At 66.2% G+C, this 12,374-nt stretch carries 17 protein-coding genes; 8 read left to right on the top strand and 9 right to left on the bottom strand.

What is annotated here, in order from left to right; translation table 11 throughout:
* Positions 1 to 349 (top strand): gamma-glutamyltransferase (locus tag A2J02_RS09125; RefSeq protein ID WP_197477981.1); only part of this gene is annotated, 349 nt, incomplete at its 5' end.
* Positions 350 to 361: 12 nt separating this feature from the next.
* Here A2J02_RS09125 and A2J02_RS09120 read toward each other — a convergent pair.
* The 8 genes from A2J02_RS09120 to A2J02_RS09090 all read right to left on the bottom strand — a co-directional run bounded on the left by A2J02_RS09120 (position 362) and on the right by A2J02_RS09090 (position 9,038).
* On the bottom strand, positions 362 to 1,039 hold the full coding sequence (locus tag A2J02_RS09120) for a response regulator (RefSeq protein ID WP_094638309.1): 678 nt from the start codon (positions 1,037 to 1,039) through the stop codon (positions 362 to 364).
* Complete coding sequence (locus A2J02_RS09115) at positions 1,036 to 3,489, bottom strand: sensor histidine kinase (RefSeq protein ID WP_068049452.1); 2,454 nt, start codon at positions 3,487 to 3,489, stop codon at positions 1,036 to 1,038. Before A2J02_RS09115 ends, A2J02_RS09120 begins: the two co-directional genes overlap by 4 nt.
* Positions 3,473 to 4,129: a potassium-transporting ATPase subunit C gene (locus A2J02_RS09110; RefSeq protein WP_068049450.1), complete on the bottom strand. Its 657-nt coding sequence runs from the start codon at positions 4,127 to 4,129 to the stop codon at positions 3,473 to 3,475. The genes A2J02_RS09115 and A2J02_RS09110 overlap by 17 nt, the downstream gene beginning before the upstream one ends.
* A 2-nt stretch (positions 4,130 to 4,131) precedes the next feature.
* Positions 4,132 to 6,132, bottom strand: a complete 2,001-nt coding sequence (gene kdpB, locus A2J02_RS09105; protein ID WP_068049449.1) for a potassium-transporting ATPase subunit KdpB — start codon at positions 6,130 to 6,132, stop codon at positions 4,132 to 4,134.
* Positions 6,129 to 7,793, bottom strand: a complete 1,665-nt coding sequence (gene kdpA / locus A2J02_RS09100) for a potassium-transporting ATPase subunit KdpA (protein WP_068049447.1) — start codon at positions 7,791 to 7,793, stop codon at positions 6,129 to 6,131. Before kdpA ends, kdpB begins: the two co-directional genes overlap by 4 nt.
* Before the next feature lie 7 nt (positions 7,794 to 7,800).
* Positions 7,801 to 7,884, bottom strand: coding sequence for a potassium-transporting ATPase subunit F (locus tag A2J02_RS27170; RefSeq protein ID WP_082898670.1), 84 nt, complete (start codon positions 7,882 to 7,884; stop codon positions 7,801 to 7,803).
* 123 nt (positions 7,885 to 8,007) lie between these two features.
* Positions 8,008 to 8,466, bottom strand: coding sequence for a hypothetical protein (locus A2J02_RS09095; RefSeq protein ID WP_068049445.1), 459 nt, complete (start codon positions 8,464 to 8,466; stop codon positions 8,008 to 8,010).
* The gene (locus A2J02_RS09090; RefSeq protein ID WP_082898669.1) at positions 8,451 to 9,038 is read right to left on the bottom strand and encodes an RNA polymerase sigma factor; all 588 of its coding nucleotides are present in this window, start codon (positions 9,036 to 9,038) and stop codon (positions 8,451 to 8,453) included. The genes A2J02_RS09095 and A2J02_RS09090 overlap by 16 nt, the downstream gene beginning before the upstream one ends.
* Positions 9,039 to 9,187: 149 nt before the next feature.
* Here A2J02_RS09090 and A2J02_RS09085 point away from each other — a divergent pair, with 149 nt between their 5' ends.
* From A2J02_RS09085 to A2J02_RS09055, 7 genes are read left to right on the top strand one after another with little or no spacing between them, the layout of a single operon-like run.
* A complete protein-coding gene (locus A2J02_RS09085) occupies positions 9,188 to 9,679 on the top strand; it encodes an Asp23/Gls24 family envelope stress response protein (protein ID WP_068049443.1) in 492 nt (163 codons plus the stop codon).
* An 11-nt stretch (positions 9,680 to 9,690) separates the two neighbouring features.
* On the top strand, positions 9,691 to 9,966 hold the full coding sequence (locus A2J02_RS09080) for an Asp23/Gls24 family envelope stress response protein (protein WP_068049455.1): 276 nt from the start codon (positions 9,691 to 9,693) through the stop codon (positions 9,964 to 9,966).
* A 4-nt stretch (positions 9,967 to 9,970) separates the two neighbouring features.
* The gene (locus tag A2J02_RS09075; RefSeq protein WP_068049442.1) at positions 9,971 to 10,255 is read left to right on the top strand and encodes a hypothetical protein; all 285 of its coding nucleotides are present in this window, start codon (positions 9,971 to 9,973) and stop codon (positions 10,253 to 10,255) included.
* A gap of 15 nt (positions 10,256 to 10,270) precedes the next feature.
* Positions 10,271 to 10,450 (top strand): hypothetical protein, encoded by a 180-nt coding sequence (locus A2J02_RS09070; RefSeq protein ID WP_027495126.1) that lies wholly within the window; start codon positions 10,271 to 10,273, stop codon positions 10,448 to 10,450.
* The gene (locus A2J02_RS09065; protein ID WP_068049453.1) at positions 10,443 to 10,823 is read left to right on the top strand and encodes an Asp23/Gls24 family envelope stress response protein; all 381 of its coding nucleotides are present in this window, start codon (positions 10,443 to 10,445) and stop codon (positions 10,821 to 10,823) included. The genes A2J02_RS09070 and A2J02_RS09065 overlap by 8 nt, the downstream gene beginning before the upstream one ends.
* Entirely contained in the window at positions 10,820 to 11,362 is a 543-nt protein-coding gene (locus tag A2J02_RS09060; RefSeq protein ID WP_068049440.1) for a DUF6286 domain-containing protein, read from the top strand. Before A2J02_RS09065 ends, A2J02_RS09060 begins: the two co-directional genes overlap by 4 nt.
* Complete coding sequence (locus A2J02_RS09055) at positions 11,359 to 11,937, top strand: hypothetical protein (RefSeq protein WP_068049438.1); 579 nt, start codon at positions 11,359 to 11,361, stop codon at positions 11,935 to 11,937. Before A2J02_RS09060 ends, A2J02_RS09055 begins: the two co-directional genes overlap by 4 nt.
* A gap of 15 nt (positions 11,938 to 11,952) precedes the next feature.
* Here the strand turns inward: A2J02_RS09055 and A2J02_RS28150 are convergent.
* A partial coding sequence (locus tag A2J02_RS28150; protein ID WP_331712141.1) for an endonuclease/exonuclease/phosphatase family protein occupies positions 11,953 to 12,374 on the bottom strand: 422 nt, incomplete at its 5' end.

Here is a 12,374-nt window from a genome sequence, read left to right as displayed (position 1 = left end):
AGACGGCACGCGCGGAGATCTGGCGCTCGTCGCCGGCTCTCCCGGCGGTTCGGTGATCATCCAGTTCGTCGTCAAAACACTGGTGGGACTGCTCGATTGGGGCATGGATCCGCAGCAGGCGGTGTCGATGGTCGACTTCGGTGCGGCCAACACCCCGTCGACCAACTACGGCGGCGAACACCCGAACGTGATGGGCGAGAACGATCCTGTGGTCGCGGCGCTCCGCGAGATGGGCCACCAGGTCTCGGTCGCCGACCAGTCCAGCGGCCTGAGTGCACTGCAACGAACCGACGGCGGTTGGATCGGGGGAGCGGACCCACGCCGCGAGGGTGAGGTACTCGGTGGATAGGTGCGAGCGCGGTCAACTCACAAACCGGTAGCCCATACCGGTTTCGGTGATCAGATGCACCGGGGAGGCCGGATCTCGTTCGAGCTTCTGTCGCAGTTGGCCGAGATAGATTCGCAGATAATGTGTTTCGCGCTCATGCCCGGGTCCCCAGACGGTGCGCAGTATGTCCTTCTGCGACACCAGCTTGCCCTCGTTGCGCACCAGTAGTTCGAGAACCCCCCATTCGGTACGGGTCAGGTGCACGCTCACACCATCTCGCACAACGGTTTTCGTGGCGAGGTCGACGGTGAAGTCCTCGGTGACGACAACGGGGTCGGCGACGGAGTGCGGTCCACGGCGCAGGGCGGCGCGCAATCGGGCCAGCAACTCGTCCATGCCGAAGGGCTTGGTGACGAAGTCGTCGGCACCGGCGTCGAGTGCCTCGACGGTATCGGCCGAATCGGTGCGAGCCGAGAGCACCAGGATCGGTACGTCGGTCCAGCCGCGCAGACCGGCGATGACGTCGATTCCGTCGATGTCGGGCAGCCCGAGGTCGAGAATCACGATGTCCGGGTGGAAGTTCGCGGCCACCCGCAGCGCCTCTCCGCCGCTCGCCGCGCTGACCACCTCGAACCCACGCACGTTGAGGTTGATTCGCAGCGCCCGCACGATCTGCGGCTCGTCGTCGACGACGAGCACCCGCACCTTCACCTACTCGCCGCCTTCAACTCGACCGTCATCGTCAGCCCGCCGCCCACGGTGTTCGATGCCGTGACGGTACCGCCCATCGCCCGGACGAATCCTCGCACCACCGACAACCCGAGCCCGACGCCCACCGAGTTGTCGCGATCCCCGAGGCGTTGGAACGCGTCGAACATCGTCTCCTCGGCTCCCTCGGAGATGCCGGGTCCGTGGTCGGCGACGGAGATACTCGCCCACTCGCCGTGCACCGCCGCACTGACGATGATGTCCCCGGTGGGGGCGTAGCGGGCACTGTTGTGCACCAGGTTCGCCAGTACCCGCTCGAGCAGTCCCGGGTCCGCCAGCACTTCTACATCGCCCACGTCCACACGAACCCGATCGTCGGCTCCGATCAATGCGCCGCCCAACACGTCGTCGACGAAAACGGGTCGCAGACTGGGCTGAACCACGCCGGCCTGCAGCCGCGAGGAGTCGAGCAAGTTACTCACCAACGCGGTCAGCTGATCGGCCGATTCGTCGATGGTGGCGAGCAATTCGTCGGTGTCCTCGGGCGAGAACTGAACGTCGGTGCTGCGCAGCGACGAGGACGCCGCCTTGACCGCCGACAGTGGCGTCCGCAGATCGTGGCTCACGGCCGAGAGCAATGCTCGACGCAACGCGTCGGCCTCGGCGAGCGCGTTGGCTCGGCTGGCTTCCTCGGCGAGACGCGCCTGACGGACCATGCCGGCCGCTTGGTTGGCCACCGCCGCGAGTACCCGCCGATCGTGCGCGCGGGTACGTTCGCCGACGAGCAGCAACGTGAAGTCGCCCGCGTCGACCTCGGTGTCGGCTGCGGCACGATCGACAGGAGCCTGCGCGCCGGCGCTGCCCACGATGGATCCGGACTGGTTGTCCCACAGCGCAACGCCCGTCTGCCGATAGGTCTCACGGGCGCGTTCGAGGAGTGCGGTCAGATCCGCTCCGCGGAGTACCGATCCGGCGAACAGCGTCAACAGCTCGGCTTCCTGGGTGGCCCGGCGTGCCTGACGCGTCCGCCGGGCGGCGGCGTCGACGAGGGCGGCGACGGCAACGGCGACGAGGAGCAGCACGACGGTGACGACGAAGTTGTCGGGCTCGGCGATCGTCAGGCTGTACCGGGGTGTGGTGAAGAAGTAGTTGAGCAGGAAGCCCGCGATCAATGCCGAGAGTGCTGCCGGCGCAACCCCTCCCAGCAGCGCGACGCACAGCACCACCATGAAGAACAGGGCGCTCTCACCGCTGGAGTCGAAGTCCGGTCCGACCGTGCTCAGTACGGCGGCGGCCAGGCACGGCACCAGGACGGCGGCGACCCACGCGATGATCCGTCGACGACCCGAATCGACCTGCATGCCCCTGCGGGTGGCCTGCTCGGCGTGGGTGACCATGTGTACGTCGATCTTTCCCGAGTTCTGCACCACCGCCGCGCCGATGCCCTCGTCGAGGATGCGGGCGGCACGTGACCGTCTCGAGGTGCCGATCACCAGCTGCGTCGCATTCACCCCGCGGGCGAAGTCGAGCAGCGTCGTCGGCACGTCGTCGCCGACGACACTGTGCACGCTGGCACCCAGCCCGGCGGCCAGCTTGCGCACCGAACCCATCTGCGGTGCCGAGACACCCATGAGCCCGTCGCCGCGGACGATGTGCAGCACCATCAGCTCGGCACTGGACTTCGAGGCGATGCGACTGGCGCGGCGCAGCAACGTTTCCGATTCCGGGCCACCGGTCACCGCCACCACCACGCGCTCGCGGGCCTCCCACGTGTCGGTGATGCGATTGTCCTTGCGGTACTTCACCAGTGCCGCGTCGACCTGATCGGCGATCCACAGCAGCGCCAGCTCGCGCAAGGCAGTGAGGTTGCCGCCGCGGAAGTAGTTGCTCAGTGCGGCGTCGACCTTCTCGGCGGCGTAGACGTTGCCGTGCCGCAATCTGCTGCGCAGCGCCTCGGGGGTGATGTCGACCAACTCGACCTCGTCAGCGGCTCGAACGACGCTGTCGGGCACAGTCTCTCGCTGCGGCACTCCGGTGATCTGCTGCACCACGTCGTTGAGCGATTCGAGATGCTGGACGTTGAGGGTGGAGATGACGTCGATGCCTGCGTCGAGCAGCACTTCGACGTCCTGCCACCGCTTGCCGTGCACGCTGCCCGGGGTGTTGGTGTGCGCCAGTTCGTCGACGAGCACCACCTGCGGCTTTCGGGCCAGGACGGCGTCGAGATCGAGTTCCTGCGCCGAGGACCCGCGGTACTCGACGGTCGCCATCGGCAGCACTTCGATGCCGTCGAGCGCGTCGATCGTTCGCGCTCGGCCGTGTGTCTCGACCACGGCCGCCACGACGTCGCAGCCCCGGCTGCGCAGTCGATGCGCCTCGCCGAGCATGGCGAAGGTCTTGCCGACGCCGGGTGCTGCGCCGAGGTAGATCCGCAGCTCACCCCTGTCCGCCACAGCCTGTCTCCTCACCCGGCCGGTATGTGTCCCGTAGTGCCAGGTTCAACTCCGGAACGTTCACCGCTTCGGCACCGAGTACACCGTACTGCGGCCCGTGCGTGTACTCGGCGACCAGAGCCTCGACGTCGCTCACCGAGGCTCCGTTCACCTGAGCGACTCGCGCGATCTGGATGGCCGCGTAGGCGGGGCTGATGTCGGGATCGATCCCCGAACCGGACCCGGTGACGGCATCGGCCGGTACCGCGGCCGGATCGACGTTCTCCCGGGCCGCGATGGCAGCGCGGCGCTGCTCGACGAACGACGCCAGCACCTCGCTCGACGGCCCCTGGTTGGTCGGCAGCGCCGCGGCCGGATCCCCCGGAGCGAACGCGTCGTCGTCGGACACCGACCCGGTGACGCGGGTGTGGAAGAACGGATCCGGCTCTCCCGGAGCCACCTGCGGGTCGACGCCGATCAACGCGCTTCCGACGACGCAGCCCCGGGCGTCGCGCAGCGGCGAACCCTCGGCGGAGTCGGTCCCGATACGGCTGATGCCCCAGACCACGGCCGGGTAGACGATGCCGAGCACGACCGTCAATGCCAGCAGCACTGCGAAGCCGGCAACAACCTGGCGAAGAAATCCCTGTACGAAGCGCATGATCAGCCAATCCCTGGAATGTGTCGAACGAGGAGGTCGATGAGCCAGATGCCGACGAACGGGCTGATGACGCCGCCGACGCCGTACACCAGCAGGTTCCGGCGCAGCAACGCTGCCGCCGATGCCGGGGTGTAGCGAACACCTTTGAGCGCCAACGGGATCAGCGCGACGATCACCAGTGCATTGAAGATCACCGCAGACAGGATCGCCGATTCCGGCGTCGCCAGACGCATGATGTTCAGCCCACCGAGCTGCGGATAGACGGTGGAGAACATCGCCGGCAGAATCGCGAAGTACTTCGCCAGATCGTTGGCCAGCGAGAACGTAGTCAGCGCGCCGCGGGTGATGAGGAGCTGCTTGCCGATCTCGACGATCTCGATCAACTTGGTCGGGTCGGAATCGAGGTCGACCATGTTGCCGGCTTCCTTGGCGGCCGAGGTGCCGGTGTTCATCGCGACACCGACGTCGGCCTGGGCGAGAGCCGGGGCGTCGTTGGTCCCGTCGCCGGTCATCGCGACCAGCCTGCCGCCCTCCTGTTCCTGCCGGATCAGCGTGAGCTTGTCCTCGGGCGTCGCCTCGGCGAGGTAATCGTCGACCCCGGCCTCGGCGGCGATGGCCTTGGCGGTGAGCGGGTTGTCGCCGGTCACCATGACCGTCCGAATTCCCATGGCACGCAGCTGTGCGAACCGCTCGGCGATGCCCGGCTTGACCACGTCGGAGAGCTCCACGACACCGAGAGCACGAGCAGCAGAACCGGTTTCGCGTACCGCCACCACCAGCGGCGTACCGCCGTTCTGGGCGATGTCGTGCACGGTGGCGTCGAGATCCGCCGTGCCGCCGCCCTCACGGATCCAGCTGTAGACCGAATCCGCTGCACCCTTACGGATCTCCATGCCCGGAAGGTCCAGCCCGCTCATCCGAGTCTGCGCCGTGAAGGCCACGAACTCGCCGCGCTCGGATTCGCCTTCTGCCATCGAAGATTCGAAGTCACGCTCGACCAGTTCGACGATGCTGCGGCCCTCGGGGGTGCCGTCGGCGAGTGAGGACAGTCGAGCTGCCCGAGCCAGTTCGACGGCGTCGACGCCTGTGGCCGGGTGCAGGCCGGTCGCGCGTCGATTTCCGAAGGTGATGGTGCCGGTCTTGTCCATCAGCAACGTGTCGATGTCGCCTGCCGCTTCCACTGCGCGTCCGGACATCGCCAGCACGTTGCGCTGCACCAGGCGGTCCATGCCCGCGATGCCGATCGCCGAGAGCAGCGCGCCGATCGTGGTGGGGATGAGGCAGACCAACAGTGCGATCAGCTGGATCGGATCCTGCTGCTGCCCTGCGTAGTTCGACATCGGACCGATGGCGACGACGGCGAAGAGGAACACGATCGTCAGGGACGCGAGCAGGATGTTCAGGGCCATCTCGTGCGGCGTCTGCTGCCGAGCCGCGCCCTCGACGAGTGCGATCATCCGGTCGACGAACGTCTCACCCTGCGCTGCAGTGATTTTCACGACGATCTCGTCCGAGAGCACGATGGTGCCGCCGGTGACCGCCGATCGGTCGCCGCCGGACTCGCGCACCACGGGAGCCGATTCTCCGGTGATCGCCGACTCGTCGACGGTGGCGATGCCCTCGATGACGTCGCCGTCACCGGGTATGACCTCACCTGCCGAGACGATCACCTCGTCGCCGACGAGCAATTCGGCACCGGCGACCTCTTCCACTCCGGATGCTGTGCGCCGTCGGGCAACAGTGTCCTGCTTGACCTTTCGCAGGCTGGCGGCCTGGGCCTTGCCGCGGCCCTCGGCCACGGATTCGGCGAGGTTGGCGAACAGCACCGTGAACCAGAGCCATCCGGTGACGAACCAGGCGAACACCGACGGCTGTGCGATCGAGAGGATGGTGGTGACGATGGAGCCGAGGAAGACGACGAACATGACCGGGTTGCGGGCCAGGTGCCTCGGGTCGAGTTTGCGGAACGCGCCGGGGACGGCCGTTCTCAGTGACAGGTTCATTGCATGGCCTCTGCTATGGGTCCGAGAGCAAGTGCGGGGAAGAACGTGAGGGCGGCGACGAGAATCGCGGTGCCGATCAGCAATGTGCCGAACAGCGGCCCGTCGGTGGGGAGGGTGCCTGCGTTGGGTGCGCTGCGTTTGGTCGTCGCCAGTGATCCGGCCAGTGCCAGCACGAAGACGATCGGCAGGAAGCGGCCGAGCAGCATCGCGACACCGAGGGAGATCTGGAACCAGTCGCTGGTCACCGTCAGTCCACCGAAGGCGCTGCCGTTGTTGTTGGAGGCCGACGCGTAGGCGTAGAGCACCTCGGTGAAGCCGTGGATACCGGGATTGCCCTGATAGCTGGTCGTCGATTCGAGAATCACGGTGATGGACGTGCCGACGAGCACGAGGATCGGCATCACCAGTACCGACAGTGCGGCCATCGTGATGGCGCGTCGACCCAGCTTCTTGCCGAGGAACTCGGGAGTGCGGCCGACGAGCAGGCCGCCGACGAACACGGCGATGACCGCGAGCACGAGCAATCCGTACAGGCCGGTGCCGACGCCGCCGGGTGCGATCTCGCCGAACAGCATGTTCAGCAGTACTGTTCCGCCGCCGAGTGCAGACATACTGTCGTGCGCGGAATTGACTGCACCGGTCGATGTTCCGGTGGTGGACACGGCGAACAGCGCCGACGCCGGAATGCCGAAGCGGACTTCCTTGCCTTCCATCATCGCGCCCGCAGCGGTGGCTGCGACGCCCCGGGTTCCGGACTCGGCGAACAGCGTGACCGTCAGCAGCGTGGCCCAGAGCGTCGCCATGACCGCCAGCAGCGTCAGGCCCTGCTTGCGGTTGCCGATCATGGTGCCGAACGTGCGGGTGAGCGCGACCGGGATCAACAGCAGCGAGATGATCTGCACGATGTTGGTCAGCGGGGTCGGGTTCTCGAACGGATGCGCCGAGTTGGCTGCGAGGATGCCGCCGCCGTTGGTGCCGATTTCCTTGATCGCCTCCTGAGAGGCAACGGGCGCAAGCGCATTGGTGACCGTCTGCCCATCCAGTCCGGTGGAGGTGAATCCGGTCGAGAACGACATGATGGTGCCCTGAGTCAGCATGATCACGGCCACCAGCAGCGCCAGCGGCAACAGAATGCGCAGTGTTCCGCGAGTGAGGTCGACCCAGAAGTTGCCGAGCTCACCGCCGGTGGAGACACGCACGAAGCCACGGATGACGGCGATCGCAACCGCGAGACCGACTGCGGCAGAGACGAAGTTCTGCACCGCGAGACCCAGCGGCTGCGTCAGGTTGGACAGCGTGGTCTCGGGGACGTACGACTGCCAGTTGGTGTTGGTGACGAACGACGCGGCGGTGTTGAACGCCATCGCCGGGCTGACCCCGGACAGGCCCCCGTTCAGCGGCAGCACACCCTGAATTCGCTGCAGTACGAACAGGAACACGACGCCGGCGAACGAGAACCCCAGCAGACTGGTGGAGTAACCCACCCACGTCTGTTCGGAGGCGGAGTTCACCCGAGCCACCCGATAGAGCAGACGTTCGACGCGCGTGTCGTGGGACGAGTCGAACACTCGGGCCATGTAGTCGCCGAGCGGTACGTACGCCGCAGCCAGCACGACGATTACCACCGCGATCTGCAGGCCCGCGACAAGAGCAGGATTCATGGCGGCGTCAGAACCTCTCCGGATCGAGGAGAGCGACGAACAGGTACACCGCAACACATGCGGCAACCACGAGACAGAGCAATTCGGTCATTGCTCGATCCTGAATCCCGCGACCGAGCCGAACCGCGTTCCTTACGCTTTCTTACGCCGTCGACCAGCGGTCATGACGCAGTTTTTACGTCAGCGCCAGCGCTCCACCGACCATGGCGATCCGCTAGCGCTCCTCGATGTCGTCGACGCGGATCTCCACGACATCGCGTTCGAGGGTGGTGCCCAGCAGATCCGACACGGTGTCGATCGCGATGGTCGCGAGCTCTTCTCCCGCGGCCTGCAGGTCGTCGCCGTACACCCCGATCACCGCGACGAACAGGCCGATACAGGCATGGTCGTCGAGGTCGAGGTCGATCTCGGTCGGCTGCGCGCCGCGTACACCTGCGAGTGCACGCCGGAGCGTCGTCTTGACGATGTGATCGCTGATCCGCAGCGAGTCCGCCGGTCCCGCCGTGGAGCCGAGCGGATACGCGCTGTCGATAGGCCACGTACGCCTGGTGGTGTTACGTACCTTCGTGAGGATGGACGCGCTGATGTCCACCCAATTCGGTTCCTGCGGTGCGTCCCGAAGTTCGGTGGCAGCACGCGCGAGAACCGAATCCGGCTCTACTGGGTTCGCCATGTTGCCAACCTTTCGCTCAATGTTGCTCGTGCTCTGGTCAACTGACCACGTACTGCGCCTGCGGACAACGTCATGATCGCGCCGATCTCGGGATGCGTCAGGCCCTCGACCTCGCGAAGCAACCAACAGGCCCGCTGGCGGTACGGCAGCTCCGACAGCGCGACGCCCAGCTCGGTCATGAAGCTGTCGGCCTCGACATCGGCCTCGGGATTGCTGCCCGCGCCGGTGCTCTTGCGCTCGAACAACCAATCCTCGGCGGGTGGAACGCTGCGCTTGCGGCGATGGTCGATCACCTTGTGCGAGACCAACGAGAACAACCATGTTCGCAGAGCCGAGTCCCCACGGAAATTGTCGAGGCCCTTCCACGCTGCCACAAAAGCGTCCTGCACCACCTCCTCGGCGGCACCTTGATCGGACAGCATGTTGCGCGCATAGCGGAACATCTCCGGGCCGTAGCGCCGGACGATCTCCTCGAACGCATCGGTCTCGCCCAGCGCCGCGGCGCCGACGAGAACGCGGTCCGACGCGTCAACCCACTCCATCGGGCCCCCAGTTCGCTTCATCGTGGTCATCGATCACGCAAGTCTTTCGATACCGGTTTACCAGTGGACGTAATCTATGACGTAGGTCACTTTATTTGGACGTGCGTTTCACCGATCGAGCTACGACCAACTCCTGTCACACACTCTGCACCGAAGACACACAACGAAGAGAGGCATTCATGAGCTCCACGACGGACACCAAGGCAACCGTATCCGCAGCAGGCGAAGGAAAGACCGACATCACCACCAAGTCGGACTCCGTGCTCGTCAGCTCGCAGGGCCGCACCACCATTGCCGATACCGTCGTCTCCAAGATCGCCGGCATCGCCACCCGTGAGGTCCAGGGAGTGCACGCCGTCGGCGGCGGAGCCAGCCGCGCAATCGGCGCTCTCCGCGAGCGCATCCCCGGTGCCCGCGTCAACCAGTCGCAGGGCGTGTCGGTCGAGGTCGGCGAGCGTCAGGCAGCGGTCGACATCGACATCGTCGCCGACTACGGCGTTTCCATCGCAGACCTCGCAGCGGGCATCCGTCGCAACGTCATCAACGCCGTCGAGCGCATGACCGGCCTCGAGGTCACCGAGGTCAACATCGTCGTTCACGACATCTACCTCGACGACGGCTCGGACGACGAAGACACCACCAGCGAGCCCGCCACCACCCGAGTGCAGTGACCGACCCGCACATGACGGAACGTGACAGGTCCGAGGACATCGCCGACGCCGTACTGGCGATCGACGGTGTCGTCGGGCTGCACGGCGGCATGTTCGGTGAGGCCGCTACGTATCTGCCCGGGCGTCGTATCGCCGGCATCCGAATCGGTGAGGACGGGACCGAGGTCCACGTATCGCTGGAGTTCGGAGTCGCAGTCCGCGAGACGGCCGATGCAGTACGACGCACAGTGGCGACGATGGTCGACGGGCCCGTGCACGTCACCGTCGAGGACATTGTGCGAGTCTGACCAGGTGAACCAGCACGCAGCGCACGACCGAGCCGCCGAGTACAAGGCGGCTCGGCGCGCTGTGGCACGCGAACACCACCCCGACATCGGCGGCGACCCGGCCCGGTACATGGCCGCACTCGCAGATGTCGACCGAAGATTCGCGGTGCTGCCCTCGGCCCCTGTCAACGCAGCGAGCACACCGACGGCATTCCGTGCGTCCTCGATTCCGTCCCCGCTACGCACACTTCCCAAGCGGATCGCTCGTATCCGCAAACGCGTCACCAGGCGCAACTACTTCGAACTCTGAGTGGAGATCAAGACCATGACCACTGCAACCATCGGTTTGTTCGTGGGACTTCTGCTGGCCATCGCCGCAGCGGCAGGCGGCTTCACCGGCTTCCTCATCGCCATCGTTCTCGGCGGCCTCGGATTCTTCGTCGGCCGCTACATCGACGGCGAACTGGACCTGAACTCGATCATGCGTGGTCGCGGTCGTGACTGAGACAGCTGCGACCGACACCCCCGAGGACGCCGGCGAACGCGGATCACTGGAGATCAAGCACAAGGCCGTCGAGCGCCTGGCAGTACTCGCTGCCCGCAGCACCGACGCCGTTGCCGACCCTCAGCCGGGCCTGCGCGTCCTCGGTGGGCGTGACCTACCCAAGGCCGACGTGACGATCAACGGCTCCCGCGTTCGCGCCCAGGTCGCGGTGGCGGTCACCTGGCCATCGCCGCTGGCGAAGGTGGCCGCTGACGTTCGTGCCGCCGTGGCCCGGGATCTGTCCGAGCTGGGCATCTACACCGTCGATCGAGTCGACGTCACCGTCCAATGCGTACCCGCCGAAGCCACCGTCGAAGAAGGGAGAGTGCAATGACCGCGAAAGCGACGAAGAAGCCGGTAGCCAACCCCGCCGCCGCCGTACCCGCAATCCTGTTCGCACTCGTCCTCATCGGAGCCGGTGTGGTCCTCGGCCGAGAAGCGTTGCTGAACCTGGGTGCCATCGACGGCCCCGAGTGGGTCGGCCCCGCTGCCACGAACCTGGACGGGCTCACCGCGCAGAGTTGGATGCTGCCGGCCGGGATTGCCGCCGTCGTCGTCGGATTCATCCTCGTCTTACTCGCCGTCAAGCCACGCCGGCGGACCCACCGTGCCCTCACCGAGCAGGACGTCTGGCTCCGCAAGGGTGACGTCGCCGCTGTTGCTCGCACCGCCGCTCTCGACAACGCCGGAGTCGACTCCGCGACGGCCAAGGCCGGCAACAAGAAGGTCACCGTCGCCGCGTCGACCGTGACGGGCACCGACACCGCAGCGCTGAAATCGTCGATCGCCACCTCCGTCGAAGACGCTCTCCGCCCACTCGCGCCGGCACCGAAAGTCCGCACGCGAGTGCGAACGACAGGACAACCATCGTGAAACGCGCAACTGCCTCGGTCGACCGAACCAGCACAGCGGTCGTCGGACTCGCACTGATCGCCCTCGGCGGCGGAGCAATCGCGTGGGAACGTGGCCAGTTCCCGGGCCGCGAGCGCATCGATGCCGCGTTCGTCGACCCCACCGTCGACGCCGGCTGGTGGCCCTGGGCTCTCGGAGCAGCCGCGATCGTTCTCGTACTTCTCGGATTGTGGTGGCTGCTCGCGCACCTGCCCCGCCGTTCGGTCGGCACCGTCGCGTTTTCGTCCACTGCAGACTCGGATGTCGACGGCAGGCTCAGTGTCGATCTGACCACCGCCGCCAAGAGTGCTGCCAAGTCCCTGGCAGCCCACGAGGGCGTCGTGTCTGCACACGGCCGATCGGTGTCGGACCGCGGTCAGCGAGTCGTCGAGATCACCGCGACCATCGACCCGGCCGTGACGACACTCGACAAGGTCTCCGCGGTCGCGGCACAGACGCGCAACGACATCGTGACGTCACTGGACGGTACTCCCGCCGCAGTGCGAATCCTGTTGCAGTGCGGAAAGTCTCGAAAGCAGTCCGTTCGCGTGAGCTGACTTCCGCTCGAACGCTCAGGAGAACTCGATCTCCCCGATCAGGCCGTGATGGTCCGATCCGGGGAGATCGATTCTTTCCAGCGACCGCGCATGGCCGGAGTTGGTGAGGATGTGGTCGATCCCGACGACAGCGGGCGTGCCCTTGTCCGTGGGATAGGTCGGGATCAGGCCCTTGCCCAATTGCGCTGCGGCGTCCGAGTATCCGACGTCGAGCAGGTTGCGGAACTTCTTGTGCGAGTACGTGGTGTTGAAGTCCCCGCTGACGATCACCCGGCCGGTGCCTGCCACCGCCTCCAAATCGTTTCGCAGCGTGTCCAATTCAGCGGTCCAGATGTCCGCCGGGGTGATGTAGGCGGGACCGGGATGCACGGCCAGCAGCGTGACCGGCTCGGAACCGGGGACCTCGACCTCGGTGGCGAGATTGACCGGGCCGTATC

Source organism: Rhodococcus sp. EPR-147 (assembly GCF_001647185.1).
Taxonomy (GTDB): domain Bacteria; phylum Actinomycetota; class Actinomycetes; order Mycobacteriales; family Mycobacteriaceae; genus Rhodococcoides.
This window is presented reverse-complemented; position numbering and strand designations above follow the sequence as displayed.